The organism is Dysgonomonas sp. UBA7630, assembly GCF_002483985.1.
GTDB lineage: Bacteria > Bacteroidota > Bacteroidia > Bacteroidales > Dysgonomonadaceae > Dysgonomonas.
On the sequence record NZ_DLIY01000011.1, the window covers coordinates 87,065 to 110,984 of the forward strand.

Annotated in this window: 15 protein-coding genes and 2 pseudogenes; 7 read left to right on the forward strand and 10 right to left on the reverse strand. The window is 35.7% G+C overall.

Annotated elements, in window-relative coordinates; all coding sequences use genetic code 11:
- The 3 genes from mobA to B3P17_RS03840 all read left to right on the forward strand — a co-directional run.
- Window positions 1-408: conjugal transfer protein MobA (gene mobA / locus B3P17_RS03830; protein ID WP_291103525.1), on the forward strand; the 408-nt coding region annotated here is incomplete at its 5' end.
- A gap of 21 nt (window positions 409-429) precedes the next feature.
- Window positions 430-795, forward strand: a complete 366-nt coding sequence (locus B3P17_RS03835; RefSeq protein ID WP_291103528.1) for a relaxase/mobilization nuclease domain-containing protein — start codon at window positions 430-432, stop codon at window positions 793-795.
- Window positions 749-1,669 carry a mobilization protein gene (locus B3P17_RS03840; RefSeq protein WP_291103530.1) on the forward strand — a complete coding sequence of 307 codons (921 nt, stop codon included), beginning with the start codon at window positions 749-751 and terminating at the stop codon, window positions 1,667-1,669. Before B3P17_RS03835 ends, B3P17_RS03840 begins: the two co-directional genes overlap by 47 nt.
- 47 nt (window positions 1,670-1,716) lie before the next feature.
- On the opposite strand, the gene B3P17_RS03845 is transcribed toward B3P17_RS03840, so the two are convergent.
- The gene (locus B3P17_RS03845; RefSeq protein ID WP_291103533.1) at window positions 1,717-3,267 is read right to left on the reverse strand and encodes a BACON domain-containing protein; all 1,551 of its coding nucleotides are present in this window, start codon (window positions 3,265-3,267) and stop codon (window positions 1,717-1,719) included.
- 419 nt (window positions 3,268-3,686) lie between these two features.
- Between B3P17_RS03845 and mobC the strand changes: the two are divergent.
- A pseudogene (gene mobC / locus B3P17_RS03850) lies at window positions 3,687-5,687 on the forward strand (conjugal transfer protein MobC).
- 203 nt (window positions 5,688-5,890) lie between these two features.
- Here the strand turns inward: mobC and B3P17_RS03855 are convergent.
- From B3P17_RS03855 to B3P17_RS03865, 3 genes are all read right to left on the reverse strand, one after another.
- A complete protein-coding gene (locus B3P17_RS03855; protein ID WP_291103536.1) occupies window positions 5,891-6,739 on the reverse strand; it encodes a hypothetical protein in 849 nt (282 codons plus the stop codon).
- A gap of 3 nt (window positions 6,740-6,742) precedes the next feature.
- A complete protein-coding gene (locus B3P17_RS03860) occupies window positions 6,743-7,687 on the reverse strand; it encodes a DUF488 domain-containing protein (RefSeq protein ID WP_291103540.1) in 945 nt (314 codons plus the stop codon).
- Between the two features lie 125 nt (window positions 7,688-7,812).
- A complete protein-coding gene (locus B3P17_RS03865) occupies window positions 7,813-9,039 on the reverse strand; it encodes an AAA family ATPase (protein WP_291103544.1) in 1,227 nt (408 codons plus the stop codon).
- 213 nt (window positions 9,040-9,252) lie between these two features.
- On the opposite strand from B3P17_RS03865, the gene B3P17_RS03870 reads away from it, so the two are divergent.
- The 3 genes and pseudogenes from B3P17_RS03870 (at window position 9,253) to B3P17_RS03880 (ending at window position 16,661) form a co-directional block, all read left to right on the forward strand.
- The gene (locus B3P17_RS03870; protein ID WP_291103547.1) at window positions 9,253-10,644 is read left to right on the forward strand and encodes a DUF3945 domain-containing protein; all 1,392 of its coding nucleotides are present in this window, start codon (window positions 9,253-9,255) and stop codon (window positions 10,642-10,644) included.
- 212 nt (window positions 10,645-10,856) lie between these two features.
- Window positions 10,857-11,294 (forward strand): DUF1896 family protein, encoded by a 438-nt coding sequence (locus B3P17_RS03875; RefSeq protein WP_291103550.1) that lies wholly within the window; start codon window positions 10,857-10,859, stop codon window positions 11,292-11,294.
- Window positions 11,284-16,661: pseudogene (locus tag B3P17_RS03880) on the forward strand (Eco57I restriction-modification methylase domain-containing protein). The gene B3P17_RS03875 and the pseudogene B3P17_RS03880 overlap by 11 nt, the downstream one beginning before the upstream one ends.
- Before the next feature lie 76 nt (window positions 16,662-16,737).
- Here B3P17_RS03880 and B3P17_RS03885 read toward each other — a convergent pair.
- From B3P17_RS03885 to B3P17_RS03910, 6 genes are all read right to left on the reverse strand, one after another.
- A complete protein-coding gene (locus B3P17_RS03885) occupies window positions 16,738-17,091 on the reverse strand; it encodes a helix-turn-helix domain-containing protein (protein WP_291103553.1) in 354 nt (117 codons plus the stop codon).
- A 4-nt stretch (window positions 17,092-17,095) separates the two neighbouring features.
- Window positions 17,096-17,458, reverse strand: coding sequence for a DNA-binding protein (locus B3P17_RS03890; RefSeq protein ID WP_291103556.1), 363 nt, complete (start codon window positions 17,456-17,458; stop codon window positions 17,096-17,098).
- Between the two features lie 294 nt (window positions 17,459-17,752).
- Window positions 17,753-18,286, reverse strand: coding sequence for a dihydrofolate reductase family protein (locus B3P17_RS03895; protein ID WP_291103559.1), 534 nt, complete (start codon window positions 18,284-18,286; stop codon window positions 17,753-17,755).
- A 278-nt stretch (window positions 18,287-18,564) separates the two neighbouring features.
- Entirely contained in the window at window positions 18,565-19,413 is an 849-nt protein-coding gene (locus B3P17_RS03900; RefSeq protein ID WP_291103562.1) for an RteC domain-containing protein, read from the reverse strand.
- Window positions 19,414-19,821: 408 nt separating this feature from the next.
- A complete protein-coding gene (locus B3P17_RS03905; protein ID WP_006844217.1) occupies window positions 19,822-21,027 on the reverse strand; it encodes an OmpA family protein in 1,206 nt (401 codons plus the stop codon).
- A 23-nt stretch (window positions 21,028-21,050) separates the two neighbouring features.
- Complete coding sequence (locus B3P17_RS03910; RefSeq protein ID WP_291103566.1) at window positions 21,051-23,579, reverse strand: hypothetical protein; 2,529 nt, start codon at window positions 23,577-23,579, stop codon at window positions 21,051-21,053.
- Between the last annotated feature and the right edge of the window lie 341 nt (window positions 23,580-23,920).

Here is a 23,920-nt window from a genome sequence, read left to right on the forward strand (position 1 = left end):
GGTAGGAATCCCAAAGAGAAGCCTGCTGTTTTTCGCTATTCCATCCGAATGAATATAGATGAGAATAATAAGTTCTTGTCATTATTCGAACAGTCGGGAGAAGCAGTCAAAGCACATTTTATAACTTATTGCATTTTCAACAGACCTATAAAAGTGGTCAAAATAGATAAAGGTGTACAGGACTATTATATGCGGATGACAACTTTTTTCGGACAATACCGTGCTATCGGAACAAATTATAACCAGATAGTAAAAGCTTTGAAATCAAATTTTACAGAGAAGAAAGCATTGGCTTTTCTCTATAAACTGGAAAAAGCAACACTTGAGTTGGTGACTTTACAAAAACAGATGATGGAACTAACAGATGAGTTTGAACGTAAATACGGGTATCTATGGTTGCAAAAATAAGTAAGGGTAGTTCTCTTCAAGGTGCATTGTTGGTATAATCAGGAGAAGGTAAAAGAGCAACAGGCAAAGGTTCTTTTTAGTAATCGGATCATACTGAATCGGGATGGTTCACTGAATATGTATCTGGCAAATCAATCGTTTGTTCCTTACCTGAATGCAAATAAGAACACAGAAAAACCAATCCTGCATATATCGATTAATCCTCATCCCGATGATATCGTTTCAGATGAAATGTATAGTGATATTGCACAAACCTATATGCAAAAGATGGGTTTAGGAGACCAACCGTATATTGTTTATAAGCACGAGGATTTAGAGCGAAAACATATTCATATCGNNNGTGACAGTAAATATAGATGGGAACGGAAGAAAGATTGGAGATTCTAATAATTTCTACCAATCAAAAAAGATAACCAGAGAATTAGAGAAAATGTATAATCTACATCCTGCGGATAAAAAGGAGCAACCAGAAGAACTACCACAGCTCAAACGGGTAAATTACCAATCGGGAGATATAAAGAATCAGATAGCTAATATTTCAAAAGCTCTCATTAAAAATTATCGTTTCCAATCCGTAAATGAGTTCCGTGCTTTATTATCCCTTTATGGAGTAACAGTAGAGGAAGTTAAGGGCGAAGTAAAAGGAAAGAACTATTCAGGTCTGGTATATTCAGCTATAGATGAGAAAGGAGAAAAGGTAGGTAATCCGATAAAAGCTTCTGTTATCGGCAAAAGTGTAGGATATGATGTATTACAAAGCCGACAGGAGTATTCAGCTAAGTATATGAAAGAACACAAGGTATTTGAATCCCCGAAATTGATTGTCGGTTCGGCAATAAGTAACTATACCGATAAGCAGGCTTTTCTGAATGACTTGGCTAAAAATAATATCAATGTAGTATTTCGGGAAAATACGGAGGGACGTATCTATGGGGCAACATTTATAGACCATCAGAGTAGATGTGTTTTCAATGGCTCTAAAATGGGAAAGGAGTTCTCCGCTAATATCTTCAATGAGCTATTTAAGAGTGATACTACAAATAAACATCAACTAATCATAAATCCGACAGGCAATGAAACCAAAGGATCTGATGCTGATAAACCAATCGACAGCTTTACCGAAAACGCCGAATACAATAATAATAAGGAAGATTCGACAATAGATCTTTCGTTATTGGAACAGCATGGAACAGACTATGCAGAAGAGGCTTTTACTCGCAGAATGAAGATGGAAGAAAAGAGACGTAAACGATCATTATAGAAAATCCCTGATTTTTAGTCAGGGATTTTTTTTATTGTGAAATTTATTTATTTCAAGGCATCAAATGAATATATTATTTTATCAGCCGTGTGGTTTTCGAAATTTTGTAATGTGAAACCAATCGGATAAATATTTTCCTTGTCTTTTTTGTTGGAAAGAGCAGTCTTATAAGCTCTGATCGCATCTTTTTTATTTTTGTTTAACTGCACCTCATTCTTATTATTGAAATAAACATAGCTGATGTCAGCAGCCTCTATCAAGGCATCGTATTCTGCTTGATGTATGCTATTCTCTTCACCTATCAATATACTTCGTACTGCATCTCTCATCCGGTCATATTTGGCATCCGACTCGACTATCAGTAATCCCACCTTGCCATATACCATAGAGCTGACATATGATATTTCTTTAGATTTATCTATTTCTTTTAGGTCTTCTTTAATTAATTTTTCAGGAAGGTCCATATCTACATGAAATAGAGTATGCTTAAATGAAAAAATCATTCCATTTTTCCTTGTCATCTCTTGTTCTTTATATGACACACCCGAAACAATCTTATCCAAAGCAATTCCCATATTTGCCCATCCGATGGAGTAAAGAACGCGATGAGTGGGATAACTTGTCGGATTGAAGTAGTCATGTGTCAGACTTGCATTTTCACGGGGAGGATTGTTTGTTACTTCTCTAGCAAAAGTTTCTTGTTCTTGTAACGAAGGAATAAAGGTTTTCATCGTAAAATTCCCAATTGAAGCAGTCGATGCCGTAATAGGATTGAATGTATATCCGGTAAGTATAGGAAAGCTCGGATAAACTTCAGTTTTATTCTCCATTAGGTTTCCGAGATATATTTTATCTCGAAGAGTTGCATTAACGAAAAGATTTTCTGTAGTTATATTATAATGCCCATTGTTGGTGTTAGAAAATACGGAATAGTGAAAAATCGGGAGAAAGGGACTCTGTATAATATTATCCCGTCCGGGTTGATAAATGATTAACTGACCTTTTACTTTTCCATCTTTAGAGCTAAAAGAGAGTATAGCTTCTCTTCCTTTTATTTGATCATTTTCTTCTGCACCGATAGTAATTCGGGTCGATTTATCTCCTGATTTAGAGGATATCACCATCCATATTGGAACAGAAGTTATTTCCCAAGACACATTCGTGGTAAGATCAATAGATTTGGCAGTTCCATCAATAGGTAAATCCAGACTTTTTTCGCTTAGTTCTATAAAGGGATCTGAATCAGATAAACCTAATTGAATGATCTTTATTGACTGCTTAATATCATCGCTATTATGAAAGATCAGAGTAGCTTCTCTCTTTTCCATATTATCGTTTCTGTTTGCGGTAATAGTAATACTCATCGGCGATTCATCTCCCACAAAATTACTTATAGACAGCCAGTCTGGTAATTCTACATCCAGACCCCAGGTAGAACTGGAAGAAATTTCGATTACTTCAGATGTACCTTCTATTGCGTTTAATTTAACTTCCTTTTTATCAAACTTAATGTAGAAATCTCCATCATCATTTTTATCATCACAAGCAACGAAGGAGAACATGAATAGTACGGATAGTAGTAGTGTTATATTTTTCATAATAAAGATACTATTTGGATTTTATTTTTCTGGTTAAGTTTATTTATTGAATATAAATTCTTGTGATTGGTATTTATCATGAGCTGGTTTGGATATGCCCTATATATTGGCTGAAATTTTCTTCGCAAACAAAATATCTATTTTGGAAGGATTCATTTCTCATGTTATTATCAAGAAAGCATTTTCTAAAAATGGCGATCTTCTCGAGGTGAAGATATTTATTGAATATTTCTTCCATCATGTATTAGAATAGTTCATAATTGAGAATACAAAAATACAACTTCTTTGTTCGGCTAGAATAAAATATTTGATAAATATTCAGTATATCAAAAGTGATTGTCCGATATTGGCAGTGAAATGTCTAATACCTCAATTGTTAATGATCATATTTTTGAAATCAAAATTCAAAAATAGAAATTATGCAGAACGAAGACGACTTGAGAGGACTCGCTAAAGTAATGGAATTCATGCGAGCCATTAGTATTTTATTTGTGGTTATCCATATATATTGGTTTTGTTATCAGTCCATTTGGGAGATGAGCATTAATATCGGCGTTGTAGATAAAATTCTGCTCAACTTTCAGAATACAGCCGGATTGTTTTCACATATTCTTTGGACAAAACTTTTTGCAGTCGTATTTCTGGCTCTATCTTGTTTATGAACGAAAGGAGTAAAAGAGGAAAAAATAACTTGGAATAAAATCTATGTTTTCTTATTTTTCGGTTTTATATTCTTTTTTCTCAATTGGTGGATATTAGCTCTCCCTCTGCCGTTAGTGGCGAATACAGCCTTATATATATTCACAATGACAATTGGCTACATTCTGTTGTTGATGGGTGGATTATGGATGAGTCGTTTACTGAAAACGAATCTGATGGAAGATGTTTTTAATATGGAGAACGAAAGTTTTATGCAGGAAACGCAGCTCAAGGAAAATGAATACTCGGTCAATCTGCCTACATTGTTTCAGTATCAGAAGAAACAACATAAGGGATGGATTAATGTGGTTAATCCTTTTCGGGCAACGATTGTATTAGGAACTCCCGGTAGCGGTAAGTCTTTTGCAGTAGTCAATAATTACATAGATCAACAGATAAGTAAAGGCTTTGCTCTGTACTGTTATGATTTCAAATATCCTGATTTATCAACAATAGCCTATAATCAGATGTTGCAGTATGCAGATAGATATAATGTTGATCCTCAATTTTATGTTATCAATTTTGATAATCCTGAGCGTAGTCATCGTTGTAATCCGATTGCACCTGAATTTATGACGGATATTTCGGATGCTTATGAATCAGCCTATACGATTATGTTGAACTTAAATAAAACATGGATACAGAAGCAAGGCGACTTTTTTGTGGAATCACCAATTATTCTGTTAGCTGCAATTATCTGGTATCTCAAATTATACGATGGAGGTAAGTATTGTACGTTTCCTCATGCGATTGAATTTCTGAATAAACCGTATAAAGAAATATTTCCTATTTTGACATCCTATCCACAATTAGAAAACTATCTTTCTCCTTTTATGGATGCGTGGCATGGAAATGCACAGGAACAATTACAAGGTCAGATTGCCAGTGCTAAGATACCACTATCAAGAATGATTTCGCCACAACTTTATTGGGTTATGTCAGGTAATGATTTTACGTTAGATATCAATAATCCCGATGCTCCGAAAATATTATGTGTTGGTAATAACCCCGATAGGCAAAACATCTATGGAGCAGCTTTAGGATTATACAATAGCCGTATCGTAAAGTTAATCAATAAGAAAGGCTTGTTGAAATCATCTGTTATTATTGATGAGTTACCGACAATCTATTTTCGGGGTTTAGATAATCTGATCGCAACAGCCCGAAGTAACAAGGTGGCTGTTTGTCTTGGTTTTCAGGATATATCGCAATTAACGAGAGATTATGGAAGAGAAGAAGCTGATGTTGTGATGAATACAGTCGGAAACATCTTTTCAGGACAGGTAGTTGGTGACACTGCTAAAAACCTATCAGATCGATTTGGAAAGGTATTACAGAAACGACAATCCATGACCATAAATAAGCAGGATAAATCAACTACGATCAATACCCAACTAGATTCATTAATTCCTGCATCCAAGATATCAACACTTACTCAGGGAATATTTGTTGGTTCTGTTTCTGATAATTTTGATGAACGTATTGAACAGAAGATGTTTCATGCTCAAATTGTAGTTGATACAGAAAAGGTATCTGCTGAAACGAAACAGTTCAAACAGATACCTGTTGTTATGGATTTTCAAGAGGTTTATAATAAACCAATGAAAGATGTTATTGAGAATAATTACTACACCATTAAGAAAAATGTTACTCAAATTGTTGAGATTGAAATGGAGCGAATTATGAAAGATCCGAAGTTGAGTAAGTTGGTGAAGAAGTAATATTAATCTTATGGGAGATTTTGTCTAGCATGACAGAACTAGTTTCATCTAATTTATTAAATAATAATGATGTTAAATACTAGGCTCTTTTGGCTTAAAGAAGAAAACCAATATGATCTTCTTAAATGTAATAATATCCTTTTCATAAGGAGAAATAAATATAAAACACCTATTTTCAGGTAAATATCAAATCGGAAAATAAATCAATCGAAAGAGAAAGGGATTTTAAACTGTGGATTATTTTCAGGCTCTACTTTTTTAGGATGAAAAGTACCAATTATCATGAAAGGATTATGCGATGTGTAATGGTGTAGTTGAGAAGTGCCCAAGAAAAAATGTAGATCTTTAGTCATAGCAAAATCATCTAAGTATTTCTTTTTTACATCTGTCAAAGCTTTTACTTCATCTCCATTATATTTAGCCAAGCAGTTCCAATAAAGTTGGCCTAACTCCCAATCTTCAATCATCGGCTTACTTATTTTTCCATTGCAATCTTCAAATATAAATCTGAATTTATATGGAAGCTTTGCAACAACATCAAAAGGATCTTCTGGATGCTCAAATAAATTGAGTTGAGATCTATTACTTTTTAGTATTTCAATCTTTTTTCGATCCCATTCTCGGTCGTCATCCTCCCATATGAAATCAATAATTTTTGTAGGTTTAAAAACAGCTAAAGATGTACATATTTCCTTATCTTTTGCCTCGTCTATTAAAAGAGATAGATCTGTATATACTTTGCCTAAAGCATGTTTTCTCCTCTTTGACCAATTATCTTTAGTGTCAATATGATCTACTATATCTATTTTTGAATCTATAGATCGAGGCCTATAGCTTTCGGGTCTAAAATCACTAGTATTTTTTACTATATCTATCTCTATCCAATCATATTTCTTATAACGCTGATCATATTCTTTTTTACGGAAAGGGATTGGATAAAGTCTAATCCATGAACCATCCTCTCTAAAACCAGCTGTGCATACAAGTTCATCGTATTTGACTGATAAAGAAGGATATGTTTTTACAGCAATTAAGACTTTTGTTAAGGTCATTTATCAGATGTGTTTTAGTTCATACTTAAAATCTTTCAGATTAGATATTGCTTCAGATAAAGGCTTGCGATGGCATTGACAAATATTTGCTTCAAAACAAGTCAATGCAATACGTTTATATTTTACTAATAAATCTAATATGTTCTTTTGATAGTTAGAAGTCGATTGAATTGTTGTTTGTTTATAATCTAAAAATAATTGATCATAGTCAGATTGAGTATTTAATTCCTGTCTTTTTTCGGAAATGATTCCTACTTCAGGAATATGTATATACGAAATACCGACACTTTCACAAAATTTCGCCAACGAAGATTTACTAAAGCCATATTTTTGACTTAATGCATTTTTTCTTACATCGACCAATAATTTTACATCATTCTTTATGAGTTTATTTAAATATGCTTCGAGCGATACTCCCTCGTATCCAATTGTATATAAAATAATATCGTTATCTGTTTTTACGATTTGATTCTTAGCCGAATCTATTTGCTCTATCGTTAATATATCTTTGACAATCAAACTATTTACTGAATAGTAAGGATAATTAGTATAAGTATGCTTTACCAAACTCGAGTTTGTCATACCACCATAAAGTTTCTCTATTTCTTTTAAAGAAGCTAAATCAAAGACTTTTAGTTCATTTAAATAGTTTTTAGAGTCCGTTTTTCGAAAAGTTTTTTCTGTTTCTGCAAGCACCCCTCTATTAACCATTGCTTTTATATCTGCATTCGCAGAGTAGGAATAACAACCGTATTTATATGGAATAAAATCATATGTCGGATTTGATTCCAAGCGACTTAATAGAAATAACAATTTTTGAAATCGAATTTTTTCAATTTCACCACCAAACAGCTGAATTAATGCTAATATTATTTTTCTTCTGTAAAACATAAAAACAAAGATAAGCAAATCCGTATAGATATTTTTTTTATGAGTTACTTTTATCAAGCCTTTCCAATATTAAGAAGCAGACGTTATTGAGATTGTATACATTGGAATGTGATAAATAAAAATAATTCTATTTTTTCACACTTGTATTTTTTTACAATGTTTTAGATTTAAAACAGGTATTATTAATACTCTTTATCAGGTAAATATGCTTTGTGTATTTTAACAAAGCTAGGCATTCTAGGATCTGAAAACCGATATATTGTTCTACTTAATTTTCTTATAATTTGATTGCCTGTTGAATCCGAAAGCTTTTGTAGATATGGAGTAATACTACTTGCTTTCATATCCATTCTAAATATATCATAATATTTTTTCCTGATATCTGCATTCGTAAAGCCTTCAGCTTTACAAGCCGCTGCACATAACAAAAAATTTTCGTATTTTTCTCTATTCGGACGATCAACTGACTCTTCAAACATTTCTTTCAAGTAAATTTCAGAATCATTAATTGCCTGAGAAGTTGCATATTCTAAGTCATTTAAAGTTATTTCTGTCCTATCATCAAGGATTACTTTCTCGGCAGCTTTATATCCTAGTAAGTGGGTAAAATAAGGATATCCTGAGCTTGCAATAACAATTTTTGGAATAACAAAAGCAGCGAATCTTAAATTTAATAATCGTGCTCCATCTACAAGAATTGCTGTCAGAGCAGGTATTTTCATTCTATGAACTCTAATTTCTCTAAGGCAACGACTAACTGATGGATGTCCTGCTGTTAATTCTTTTGCAGAATCAGCAATTCCAACAATTAATATTTTAAAATCAGCTTTCTTATCACTTAGGAGCTTCATGACTTCTGCTATTTTAAACTTGTCTTCTTCTGTTTGTATTGCGTCAAATTCATCAATAACTAACAATCCTTTTATATCCGCAATTTGATCTGCAACATAAGATGGATTGGACGCTAATTGGTCGTCTCCTTTATCTGTTATCGTCTTGTTTTTGGTTCCACTAAACATTTTTATACTTAAAGAACCCGATGTGGATTTAGTCTTTGATATTGTAGATATGGCAATCCCAACATCAGCTAATGGCCTTTCAAATATTGAAACGAAATCATCCGATTTCGAACATCTCTTAATGAAACGCTTTAATCCCATTTTAGCTGTTAATTTAGCAGATGCAACTTCGGCTAATGAGCTTTTTCCTATTCCTCTTTCACCATAAATGAGTGCATGTTGCCCAGGTGTAGTGAGATGTTTAAATAAATTCTCAAGTTCATCCCTTCTCCCTTTCAGAGCATTCACATCTTCAACAGGAAAATGAGGAGTAAAAACTCGGTTCAAACCTGATTTTTCAATCTTAATATTATTATCAAGGAAGTCGTTAATTATCTCAGACTCATCCATAATGCATTCTATTATTTTTTACGAAAATAAGCAAAACAAATGAATGTTTAACATTTTATTTATATATATATTATTGATAGCGAAAAACTATCTCAGACATCTGATGACACCAGATGTCATCAGATGACAGTTCTTTTATAATCAATTATATACCGATCTTTTCATTCTAAATTAGTGAAGCATTGCTATTGGTGCATCACTAATTTAAATTTTATGAATGAAAAAGTAAACGACCAAGAAATTCTGCTGGTCACAGAAAAAGATACTAACAACCTGAATGTTGTCAGCGGTATCGATGAAGATGGTACACCTAAAACAGTTAAGCCTACCAAAGAGAATGAACCAGCCTTCCTAAAAATCGACAAAAATGCTGATGTACTAGAAAACTTCTTCAAAAACTTCCTGAGCCAGAGTAAAGATCCTACACACTTTCATTTCTTTAAAATACCGTTAGAGCTATTTGAGAGTATTACACCTGTTCTCAAAGAAATGCTGAAAGACCCAGATAATCCATCCAATAAAGAAGCATTAGATGCCTATAAAATCTTACCTGAAGCTTTTGTGCCAAAAGAATATCAGGCGTTGGATGAATCACGCATTAACTGGGATCAGTTAGCCGAGTTAGGAATTACCAAAGAAAAACTCGATAGATCGGGTAGCTTAGAACCGATGCTGAACTGGCAAAAATCACCGGTATTGCTTACCATCAAAACCGAAGCTTTGGGAGAAGCCGTCTACTCCGATGCCCGTCTGTCTTTCAGAGAAGATACCGAAGGCAACCTTAAACTGCGTATTCACAATATACGTAATGCACCCGAACTTAATTATCCGTTTATGGGAGCAACATTTACAAAAGAAGATAAAGAGAATCTTCGCCAGACAGGTAATGCAGGAAGACTGATCGAAATTGAGCCTAAAGAAGGTATGAAGATGAATGTTTTTGTCTCCATCGATAAACTGACCAATGAACTGGTAGCACTTCGTGCCGACAGGGTAAAAATACCCAATGAATTTAAAGGCATCAAATTAAGTGAGGAACAGAAGAAAGCTCTGGCAGAAGGAAAAGGCGTGTACTTAGAAGATATGAAATCGAAGAAAGACACCTTGTTCAATGGTACTGTTCAGATTAATGCAGATAGAAGAGGTCTTGAAATACATTTTAGGAATAATCCCAGGAAAAGCCAATCCCAACACCAATCGGAAAGCCAGCAAGAAGCCCCAAAGTCTTTCCGCAAGAAAGAACTGACGGAAGATCAGCAGACGAGCCTGAATGAAGGGAAAACCGTTTATGTCAGCGGCCTGACTGATCGCAACGGGAAAAACTACAATGGCTACATTACATGGAAGCCTGAAACGGGTAAAACCGACTTCATGTTTGCTACCGATTACAAAAAAGCATTGGAACAAGGAACTGTTAAACCAGATGATCGGCACAAGGTGCAGGTTGCCGTTAATTCGGAAGGAAAAACCAATGAAGCTACCAAGAAAGTAAAAGAGCCATTAGAACAGGGGCAGACCGCACCAACTGAAAAGCAGAAAGAAAAACAGGAAAATAAGCAGGAACAGGAAGTGTCTCAGCAACAATCCCGGGGAATAAGAAGATAACATATAAATCCCTATATTTACCACTGATTTCTACAATCTTACTATCATAGGCGGCCAACCGTATCGGGAGGTACTTTGGGCAGCTTGTAACTTTGAGAAATTAGTGGAGGCTCTCGGGATAGTAAACCCCGAGAGCCGTTCTGCTTTTATAAGCAATTCCCTATACTACATTATTAAAAACGGTCTACCGACCTCCACTAATTTCCACCACAATGAAAGCTAAAAATAACCGGCAGGAGTTGTCCTATTACGGATTACTTCTTCATTCCTATCTTCAGGAAAGCCATCCCGATAAAACAGGAGATTCCCAATTTATTAAAACAAGAGCCGATATTGCAGCCGAAGCCTATTCCAATGCAATAAAAGACGGTTACTCACACGACCGAGCCGAAGAAATGGCTTGTAAAGCTCTATATGAAGGGCTTTTGTTCTCCAAGTTCGATACCATCCGTACGGTTCTCTTAGAGGAATTCTCCTATATCCCCGAAAGCGAAGTCTTTCAAAAAACAATCTTACTGCTCCCTCTCTGTGAAGAAGTCTTTACAGAATATAGCCTGCATGATGAGTTTGCGTATTCTGCCGAATACAATCTACTCTATACGGAATTGGTTGGATTAATTGATATATGGGAGGACGAACATGAGCTATAATAAAAAGGCTCATCTCAGAGCCAATATCGATGCTATCAAGGTCGTTTTTACCCTTGAAAAAGAACAACGTCCGGCTACTGAAATCGAACAGGACATATTAATGGAATACAGCGGATTCGGAGGACTCAAATGTGTGCTTAATCCTGTCAATAGTTTGGCAGATACAATAGCATGGGCAAAATCTGAATTGGAGTTGTTTCCGATGGTTGCTGAACTGCATCGGGTTATCAGGGATAATACTAATTCTGCTATAGAGTATAAGCAATATATCAATAGTATAAAGAACTCGGTACTGACAGCTTTCTACACTCCACCTTTAGTTGTTCAGGCTTTAGCCGATACATTCAGTGATAACGATGTACAGATAAATACCCTGTTAGATCCGTCAGCAGGCATGGGTGGTTTTTCCTCTGCTTTTTCTTTCCGCTACCTCAAAGCTGATATCATCAATTTTGAGAAAGATCAGCTGACAGGTAAAATACTTTCCTCTATCAATCCAGATGATAAAGTTATTGTAGATGGCTTTGAAACTATTGAGAGCCGATATAATAATCATTTTGATGTAGTCACTTCTAATATACCTTTTGGCGAGATGAGTGTATTCGATGCTGAGTTTATGAAAACCGATAAACTGCATAGGGATTCTACACGAGCCATTCATAATTATTTCTTTCTGAAAGGAGTTGAAACATTGCGTGAAGGAGGGTTGATGGCATTTATCACCTCTCAGGGAGTATTAAACTCACCCAATAACCAGGCCGTTCGCCAATGGCTGATGAATAATACGAATCTGATATCAGCTATCCGTTTACCGAATAACCTCTTTGTAGAAAATGCAGGCACAGAAGTCGGCAGTGACTTAATTGTTCTGCAAAAGAATACACTAAAGCAAGAGTTGACCCGTCATGAGAAAAAGTTTCTGACAACCTATGAGCTTTCATCGGGTATAACAATTAACAGCAGTTTTGAGAACCTGCAACGAATAGTCCATACCAAAGGATTTACAGATACCGATCCCTATGGAAAGCCGGCACAGGTATTCTTACACGAAGGAGGAATAGAAGCTATTTCTTCTGATTTAAAGCAAATGTTGAATACAGATTTTAAACTGAATCTCGATTTGAACTTATACTATAAATATTCAACACAAAATCAAAAAGCTGTTCAAAATACATATGCAATAAATAACAAGTATCAAGTAGCAGAAGAAAAAACTAAAGTTATTGAACTGAATGTATCACAACCAACCATGTCTTTATATGATTTGTTTGGATTTACAGAAGCCGAACGTACGCAGATTAAGCAGAATCGAAGAAAACGGACTCCGCCGCCCAATCAGAAACCTGTACAGTTAAGTTTGTTTTCCTCCAATGAGAGACAAAAGCCTGAACCCCGACCCGAACGAGTAGTCAGAGAAGAGAAACTAAAACCACCTATGGAACTTAGAGCATTCTCTGGCACATTGGAAGAATATCATAAACAAGGCTCATTAGTCAAAGATGATGGGCAGATCGGCTATCTGAAAGAACGTTACAGGAGGGATGCCATGTTTCAGCCTTTAGATCTACCAACAATACAGCAATCAAAGGTTGACAGGTATATTCAATTACGGGATGTATACCATAAATTGTACGATTATGAAGCCAAAAACCTTGTTGAAGAACCTGATTTACGAAAAGGCCTAAATACTTTTTACGATTCCTTCTTCAGATTGTATGGAAATCTGAACGATAAGAAGAATCTGGATATAATCAAGATGGATGCTTCCGGAACAGCTATTCTTGCATTAGAACGCAGGATAGACGGAAAATTACAAAAAGCAGATATATTTCAAAGGCCTGTAAGTTTTAATCCCGATGAGGTAAAACATGCAGAAACATCTCGCGAGGCTTTGGTGGCATCATTAAACAAATATGGAGAAATCCATATGGATTATATGCTCTCACTACTGGATAATAAAAAACCGGAAGAGGTATTAAAGGAACTGGAAGGACTAATCTATTTCAACCCGATGATCCAAAACTTTGAGATACGAGATAAATTTATTTCAGGAAATGTGATTGAAAAAGCGGAGCAAGTCAAAAACTATCTCACTAATCATCCGAATGACTTGGCATCACAAATCTCCCTTAAAGTATTAGAAGAATCCATTCCACAACCAATCCGCTATGCGGAACTTGATTTTAATTTCGGAGAACGCTGGATACCGATGCAGACCTATCGAGACTATGCAAGTACACTCTTTGAAACCATTGTAAATATTGAATATTATGCTTCCCGAGATGATTTTACGGTCAATTCAGAACGAAGTAACCTGATCATTAATGAAAAGTTTGCCATACAAAGCGAGAAACAGCTTTTTACAGGCATTCATCTGATGAAGCATGCATTACTTAATACAACTCCGAATATCACCAAGACAATTGAAGTATTGGATGAGAACGGAGAACGTAAAAGTGTAAAAGTAGCCGATCCCGAAGCAATCCAGTTAGCAAATTCTAAGATAGACGAAATCCGGAACGGTTTTACCGACTGGCTCAACGACCAGTCTCCCGAATTTCAAAATAGTCTGGCCGATTTGTACAACAAGAAATTCAACTGTTATGTCCGTCCTGAATACGATGGTTCACACCAGACATTCCCTGATCTTGACCTGAAAGCATTGGGTATTGTCGATTTATATCCGAGTCAGAAGGACTGTATATGGATGCAGAAACTGATAGGCGGAGGCATAGCGGATCACGAAGTAGGTGGAGGAAAGACTCTTATTATGTGTATTGCAGNNACAAACCGATGATATTAGGGCTAAAAGCCAATGTACACGAAATAGCTCATACCTTTAGAACCGCATATCCAAATGCAAAGATTCTCTATCCGGGTAAGGAAGACTTTACCCCAAGCAAGCGGGTAAAGATATTCAATGACATAAAGAACAACATCTGGGATGCTGTTATCCTAACACACGACCAATTTGGAAAGCTACCCCAATCTCCAGAAATGCAGCAAAAGATATTTCGGGCAGAACTGGATTCGGTCGAAGAGAATCTTCGTGTTATCAAACAGATTGAAGGTAAATCCGCATCCAAACGCATGTTACGGGGACTGGAAGTAAGAAAACAGAATCTGGAAGTAAAGCTGAGTGTACTTGCCGATACGATAAAGAACCGCACAGATGATGTTGTCGATTTTAAAATGATGGGTATCGACCATTTGTTTGTAGACGAATCTCATCAGTTTAAGAACTTAACTTTTACCACTCGACATGATCGTGTTGCAGGCTTAGGTAATCCTGAGGGAAGCCAGCGAGCCTTGAATATGCTCTTTGCTGTTCGCACCATACAAGAACGTACAGGTAAAGACTTAGGAGCTACATTTCTTTCGGGGACAACTATATCCAACTCCCTGACAGAATTATATCTGTTATTCAAATATCTTCGTCCGAAAGAATTGGAGAATCAGGGTATCAATTCTTTTGATGCATGGGCAGCTATCTATGCTAAAAAGACTACAGATTATGAGTTTTCCGTGACAAACCAGATTGTACAGAAAGAACGATTCCGTTATTTTATCAAAGTCCCTGAACTGGCAAACTTTTATGCGGAGATAACCGATTTTCGGACAGCAAAAGATATTGGAATAGACAGACCCGAAAAGAATGAGATACTGTACAATATTCCGCCAACACCGCAACAGGAAATATTTATTCAAAAACTAATGGAATTTGCCAAGACAGGAGATGCTACATTACTTGGACGTGCTCCATTGACGGAAAAAGAGGATAAAGCAAAGATGCTGATTGCGACCGACTATGCCCGTAAAATGTCATTGGATATGCGGATGATTAATCAGGCTTATGGAGACCATGTCGATAATAAAGCATCGCATTGTGCAGCTAAGATCGCAGAGTATTACAATAAATATGAATCCAATAAAGGGACACAATTTGTATTCTCAGACTTAGGGACATATAAGCCCAATGAGTGGAATCCTTATTCGGAGATTAAACGAAAGCTGGTAGAGGATCATGGTATTCCGGCACACGAGATACGTTTTATTCAGGAAGCCAAGACTGACAATGCACGTAAAGCAATGATCGAAGGAATGAATGAAGGACGTATCCGTGTATTGTTCGGTTCTACCTCTATGTTGGGAACAGGAGTAAATGCTCAGCAAAGAGCTGTAGCGATCCATCATTTAGATACACCGTGGCGACCATCTGACCTGCAACAACGGGACGGACGGGCTATCCGCAAAGGGAATGAGATCGCTAAACTATATGCAGACAATAAAGTGGATGTAGTCATCTATGCAGTTGAAAAAAGCCTTGATTCCTATAAGTTCAATCTGTTACAGAATAAGCAAACATTTATCAATCAGCTAAAGAATAATAGCCTGGGTAGCCGTACTATTGATGAGGGCAGTGTGGATGAAAGTGCAGGTATGAATTTTTCGGAGTATGTGGCTATTCTTTCAGGTAATACCGATTTGTTGGAGAAAGCCAAGCTGGAGAAAAAGATCAATGCTTTGGAAAGTGAGAAGAAAGCATTTGTCAAAAGTAAATCTTCAGCGACTTTTAAATATGAGGATAGTACCCGAACCATCGAAGGAAATACGCAAATGATAAACCGCATGACAAAAGACTGGGATACCTTTAGCAGTCGTGTTCAGACAGATAAGGAAGGAAATAAACTGAATCCTGTAAAATTGCACGGGATAAATTCATCTGATCTGAAAATCATTGGAGAAAAGTTAAACCACTTATCAGATAATGCCCGTACCAATAATGAGTATTTCACTATTGGAACACTCTATGATTTTAAACTTCTTGTAAAAACAGAGGAAAGTCAAAAGGAAGGTTCGATCTTTAAAGATAACCGGTTCTTTATAGAAGGGGAGGGTGGAATAAAATACAACTACAATAATGGACATATTGCTACTGATCCAAAATTGGCCGCTATGAATTTTCTGAATGCTTTGGAGCGTATTCCTAAGTTGATTGAGAAATACCAGACCGATAATGAGAAGCTATCTAAGGATCTGCCCATACTTAAAGAAGTTATTGATTCTTCTTTCAGGAAAGAGTCTCAATTAAAAGAATTGAAAACAGAGTTAGTCGCTTTGGATCGACAAATTCAGCTTACTCTGACAACCAAAGATGAACCGAAAGAAGTTCAAAAAGTTACTCCTGTACAGTCCGTTGATTCTGCAAATAATGTTCGCTCAGGGAAACCAATGAGTATTAAGGAGATTATTGATGCAAACAGGGATCGTATATTATTAGGCAGGCCAGATAATGGAAACATGGGTATTTCAGAGAATAAGAAAAATAAAGATGAGAACTCTGAATATAGAGGAATGAGATTGTAACAATAGAAAAAGAGCTTCTGCGTTTCACAACGAAGAAACTCTAAAAAGGCTAATAGAAAAGAATTTTAATGATCTGCTATTGGATATTGTCTTTATTTTTGGAACTGCTTTTCTTCTGCCATTTATCCCTATCTGTAAGTTTATCTTTTCCTCCGAAATATTGATCAATAAATAGCTTGACATCTGATTCCCTGTAATAGTTCCGCTTGCAGATGGTTTTGAACGGGAGTAATCCCAGATTACGATAACGTTGTAAAGTACGAGGAGTGATTTTAAGGAAAAGGCATAAATCCTGATTATCAAGTAAACGCTCTCCCAATACACCACTGTTCTCAGAAACCAGGAGCTTGTCAACTTTTTCATCTATCCGTTTGAGAAGTCTGGCCAGCCCCTTTATATTGGATTCAAATATTTCGTCGTCTATCATCATAACCTTACTTTTTAGGTTTGTTTCGTTTCCTACGTTCTATATACTGTTGATGACTATTGATTAGATCGGAAAGGGCTTCTTCACCGGTTTTAACCAAATGCTCCTGTAGAATACGCTTTATTTCTCCTATAGTATAATAGGTTTTTCCCGACAGAATCGAATATGAGATAAGTTGATTGGAACGAAGGCGTTGTAGGGTGCGTTCACTTATACGAAGAAAGGTGCATACTTCATAGCTATCGACCCATACTTCGTCTAACTCTTTTGATTGATTAGGAATATCCCGTTCTTTTATATATGTCGCGATAGTATCGAGTCTATTAATCAACTCTTTATATGCATCTGAATCAAATGTTATAACTTCCATATCTTTACTTGTTGTTTGATACAAAAGTCTGATATTCGGATATGTAATTATCCCAAGATGGGGCAACTATTTCTGAAAATAGTTATAAGGGATTGAGTGTTAGATGTGTTTTTCTGATTAATACAATAGAGTAACTTAATTCAATCTAGGGAGTCTGACTTATAATGTGTAAAGACCATTTTACAGGTTAAAATATAACTTTTAACGCCCCAATATAGGCGAAAAAATAATACCTAAACTTGGGTTTAGCTTGGGGATTATTTTATCTATTTAGCTGTATTTTTACATGCCTTATTATTTCTGAACTTGGTATTTAGTCTGTACTACACTATTTATGAATGCCTGGGATTGAATTAAAGACCACTTAGATTCTTTCGTTTTACTCGGGAAAAGACGAATTCCTTCTCCCAATAAAATAGGAATATAGGTAATTATCATTTCGTCAATCCAATTCTGATTTAAGAATAGAGAAACGATTTCTCCACCACCAACAAGCCAAATGTCTTTTCCCTCCTCTTTCTTTAATTCAGAGATATTATCTTCGATATTATTGGTTATATAAATGATATTCTCTTTGGTCGAGTTTATGGTATTTCGTGTAATTATATAGGATATTTTATTTTTATAAGGATATACAACATCCATATTTAGGATATCTCGATATGTACGTCCACCCAAAATTACCGTATCAATAGATTCGAAAAAATCTTCGTAACCGTAATTTAGTTCCGGAGTAATTGGGTAATCAGAGAGCCAATCCAATTCCCCATCTAGACCAGCAATGTATCCATCAATGGATGCTGCAATATATAATATTATTTTTCTCATAGTCAAAATGCTTTTAGATGTGCAATATACATAAAAGAAGTGTGGAGCTTGCATTGCTCCGCTGTGAGGTACTGGTATACCCGAAGAACGAAACAAGCAAGTCCACACTATACTATCGCATAGCATGAACATTGCACATTTCGTCTCGTCCTTCCAAAAATTACAAGTTTCCACAGCGAGACGTTTACGTGAACGTTATGTTATATATAATATTGAGAAGTATTTATACTTCTGTCATTTTTATTTTTATTCATACAAATATACTGTAATATTTTAATTCATTTACTGTCTAAACTATCCATTCTTTCTTCGAGAAGCTTGATTAATTTATCTAAAAATAAAGAGCGACTACCTTTACGTTCCCGAATTTCAAGGAAAGTGTGATAGAAATCGCCCAAGTTGATATTGAAGATCGTTTCTATATATTCTGCCAGTTCTTTTATGTTTGTATTGCCATTGTTGAAGCATCCGGCACTATCCCATGCATAAATCTGTTCAACAAGTTCTACTTTTTTTGCTGTCCACGTAAGTTTTGCCTTAGGTAAGTTCAGTGATTCGGGTATATTATTCTCGATCTGTTTTATTTTAATTAATTTGTTGTTGATGTAAACAGTCAGCCTTTCATTAGCAATCATTTTTGCCACTTTAAAATCGAAGCTTGTGGAGAATTTGCTATCTCTTTCAAAGTAGAAACAATCGAGAATTAACTGAATATCCGGCTTACCTCTAAGAAAGTAATATTTATCAAGATGGGTACTACCAGAACGATAATATTGATAGAAGTCAGCATTATTATCGAAAAAATACTTTATTCGGCCTAATATACCTTCCAAATAATTTTTGCGATCGATGCAACTTCCGGTGGGCATCCTCATCTCCAAATTATATATTTTCCTATGATAAATAAGAATGCTGAAAAGTTGAGGTTTTGTTTCTTTAAAAAAAGTAATTTCCTCGAATTTGCTTTGGAAGGTGTAATTTGAAACAAACTCTTTTAGTTCATCGAAGGCAGACTCCAATAATAAAATAATAGCAATTGATTTTTGAAAGATATTATTTCCCTCGGATTCAATAGACTGAATCTGTTTATTAATATTTTCTTTTATATTACGAATAAATTGTTCCATCGATTCTTATTTTCTATTATTATCATCTTGAAATATTGATATAACCAATATTCTTTGAATGAATATAATTGAATTGCCATTCATTTTCAGGGATTGAGGATTATTTTACCAATTAAACATCTAATATATGTGTAACATATTACAAGTCATCACATAAAACTATTTTAAATCTCTAGATAATTTAATCCTTTCGATATTTTGCTAAATTAATTTTAATAAACCGCGCGAAATATCACATCTCACACGGTTTAACAAAAACTTTTACAAAACTACACTGCTTCCGATATCTGATCGGTAGCATTTTTTATTTTCGCCATTTTTCTATTTTACAATAGAAAAAGAATGCTAGCAAGCTACTTCTACTTATATTTGTTTTGTAGCTATTAACAATGTTTTAAGACAAAATACTTAGTAATCTCTTTTTGGCATAAAGTTCCAATAGTCGATATTAGTTATTATCTCTACAGTAACCTTTCGGTCTCCTTCACGCACGATATGCGATTCGCTAACAGGAGCGTAAGATATCTTCTTACCCACACCACGCGATTTTAGTATATCGGTAGGAACACCTCTGTCTTCCAAAGCTTTTATAACAGATGCTGCACGTCTTCTAGATAAGCCGATATTATATTCAGCGCTACCTCTTGCATCAGTATATCCTGTTATCAAGTATTTTTTAGCAGTATTATTATTGAGGATATTAGCTATTTTATCCAACGTTTCATTACTCTCCGGACGAATATCTGATTTGTCAAACTCGAAGTAAATATTGTTGAATAACTCACAAAGTTCAGTAGATGGTGTTTCTACTACTGTAGCAGGTATTTCCACAATTTTCTCAATAATCTGAGGAGGAGACTGGATAATTTTCTCAACATCTACATATTGTACTAATGGTTGAGCTTTCTTGGATTTTCCACCAAGGCGCCACATCAAACGCACTGTACCCTGAGTAGAATTCGCTACATTTTTGTGAGGCATCATTAACCAGTCACCTTGTAATGCAATACCAAAACGATCGTTCAACCATGCATTTAAACCTACCCCAAATGCAACCGGAAACATTTCGTTACGATCGATACCATCTTTGTTATATAGGTTTTCGAGTACCCACGACATTTCTTCAGGTAACGTACCTTCCGATCCGGTATATTTCATATCGAAATTTTTCTTCATATAATTTACCCCTACGCGGAAAAACGGATCTACATATTTAGAACCAAAATACTCTCCTAAACGCCATTGTAAACCAGGGCCTACCATGAAAGCTGTTTTCAACTTATCCTTGCCATCGACATATTGTTCTGTGAAACTAAGATTTCCTTGTACATCCAGATAGAAATGTGTATTCAGTTCACGAGCTATGTATAGATGAGGCCCTATAATACTATGACGCAAATGCATGCCTAACTTGTAGTTATCCGTTGCTTTTTGGAAATTGGTAAAATCAATACGACTAAAATTGAATATTGATGCACCTACACCTACTTCCCAAGCTTTCTTTGTCTTTTCTTCTGGGTTTATAACTCCGGAACTTATGTCCTGCGCTACAGCAGGACATAAGGGAGACAATAAACCGAACAAAAGAATATATATTAAATAATTTTTTTTCATATTACTCTTTTTTTCATAGTTTATTAAAATGCAAAAGGTATCTTTTCTTTAGTTGCTCCAATATTGTATGGTGCTGTATATCCGCTGTCACTAAAGAATTTAAAGAACCCATAGCCGTTATTAAGAGCCGCTTCTAATTCTGATGCTTTCATCGTTATAGTTTGAGAAATGCGTCCATTCGCATTTGCTTCCACTCGGAAGATTGCGGAATACCCTACCCCTTTATATAACTGGAACTCAACATAAGAATTAGGTATAGCATCATACACATCGACAATAAATGTCACATTCGGATCCCCATCTGTATCATAATTCCATCCCGGACCTCCAGGCTGACCGTCTCCTCCAAAGCCATCAGGTTTTGTGAATTTTGAAGTATAGTTAGTTTGATTGGAAACAGACAATGTTGTTGTTTTTGTCAATCCACATTCGTTTTCACTTGTAAACGTCAATACATAAGAGCCGCTACCATATGCTATAGTATAATCTCTTTGAAAATCCATCGTTACCGAAGCACTAGCAGGTATTGTAACCTCGTACGGGAACTCAGGAGGCGTACGTCTTAGTGAACCTGATGTATTATTATTACCCCTGGTAATAGTAACTTTGAGTGGAGCAGATGTATTATTCTTTAACTCTCTCTTTATTGTTGCAATAGCAGCATTGTCATTATATCCCGATACTGTATTAAGTTGAAGTGGGGTTAGAACCTCTAACAAATTACTTCCGTTTACAGTTATTGTTTTCGTTACCGTACCGGCACCTGCTTTTTCAGATACTACGCTTATATTATAAGCAGTATATGCTCTCGGAACGATTGCCTTGTATGTTCCAGATGGACTTTCTGTTAATTCAATAGTTGTAACTGGAGATGACCCATAAGAAGCCTTTACTGTCATGCCGGATGATCCTGTAACAGACAGGCTTAAATCACAATTATCCACTATCGCAAGTTGTGGAGTACCAATAGTAACCGGAGCCAATGTAGGAATTGTAAACGCTCCGGTTATAGTACTACATTCACCGTTAGCACCTTTCGCTACAACAGTAGGTTGTTGTGCTGTCGCCCCTCTTTCATAAGATCGAGCAAATACTTTTTCATTGGCAACAGCCCATCCCGAACCACTTTTTATGCCTCCTGTCTTAGTATAAACCGATTCTCCATCAATAATCAATTCTTCAGGAGCTGACAAAAAGCTTATTACAACCATGTCTTTTTGTTCATCTGGTACCTGTGTTACAGTTGCTGCACCGTCTAGCTTTACATATTTCAGAGCAGGGATAAATGCATTCTTTGTCACAGCATTACCACTTTCGGTACAAACAATAGTTAATTGGATGCTTGCATCACTACGTGGAATATTCCATGTAACTGGTGTTTGATCGTCTGTTATGTTTCCAGTCAGATTCACACCGGTTCCTGTCACCACAACAGAAGTTCCTTTCTTTCCACCTACACTTAGTTTGGCATTATAAGCTTTTTTGAGTGTTCCGTCAGCGTTTAATTCTACACATTCGTCTTGTGCTATTACACTTACTGTAATTCCATCACAATGACAATCGAATAATTCGTCTATAAACTGTTGAATAGTTTTACCTTCATTACCAGGGAGTGTTGTCCAGTATTTGTGTAATACAGAGACATCGCCACCTTGTAGCCAGATAAGGAAGTCTTCCCACGAGTTTTTAGAACAGTCGTAATTCGAGCCATCTTTGTTTTTGACTGTTCCGTCACATTTATCAACAGCTTCTTTCCATAACTCATAGGCTGATTTTCCATCTACACCATTGTCTCCATTATCACCTTTATCTCCACGTGAAGGTTTACCTGTATCTTTACCATCGATCCACCAATTACCATTGTCTCCGACAACAGGTATTACGACAGATGGCTTACCTGTATCTTTACCATCGATCCACCAATTACCATTGTCTCCAATAACTGGAGTATACCCATCTTTACCATCAGTTCCGTCTCTCCCATCAACGCCTTTTGCTGAAATATTCGTCGTAGTTCCATTAACAATCCAATAGAAATTCGGACCCGGGCCAATTTCTACAGTAGGTGTATTACCGTCTTTTCCATCTTTTCCTGTTGCCGGGACAAGAGTATTGATTTCTCCAATCCACCAGAAACCATCTTTAATATAAGGAGAGAAACCATCTTTTCCTCTGGCGGGTACACCCGTATCTTCACCTCCGATATACCAATTTCCATTATCTCCAATCTCAGGTGTAATGCCATTCTTACCGTCTTTACCTTGTGCAGGAATGCCAGTATCTACACCACTGATCCACCAGTTACCATTAGTACCGATAATAGGCACATCTCCGTCTTTTCCATCTTTACCTCTTAAAGAATTAAAGAATTCTTCAATGGAAGTTCCCGGATCTTTTCCATAATATTCCAACCAAAGTTCGAATGCAGACTTACCTGGATCTCCTTTATCTCCTTTCGGCCCTTGCGGAAGTATCATCTCTAATGAATTTTCGCAACTGAACATTACCGAAAGTAGAATTATAACACAAATGTTAATATAACTCTTTTTCATAATAGTTTTTCTATAAATTAATAATGTAATAAATTATTGCTTTCATATCAAATATTTTAATTTAGACACTGCTGCTACCTTTATTATTCTTCGTATTTTTTTACAATAAATTAGATCTAGTTTATAGATGTACAATATTTAATTTTTTACATGTCTTTTGCTCTTTTATACTTCAGACCAAAGAAACTCATGCCCTCTAGTTTGATAAATAGTTTACTTATTTTTTATTACAACCTCTTGATTTGCTAATAGAGATATATAAAGATTAAGATGACTACGTAGACTTTGTTTAATTAATTGCTGAAATTCATCTTTAAGTTTAATTGTTAAAGCATTTTACT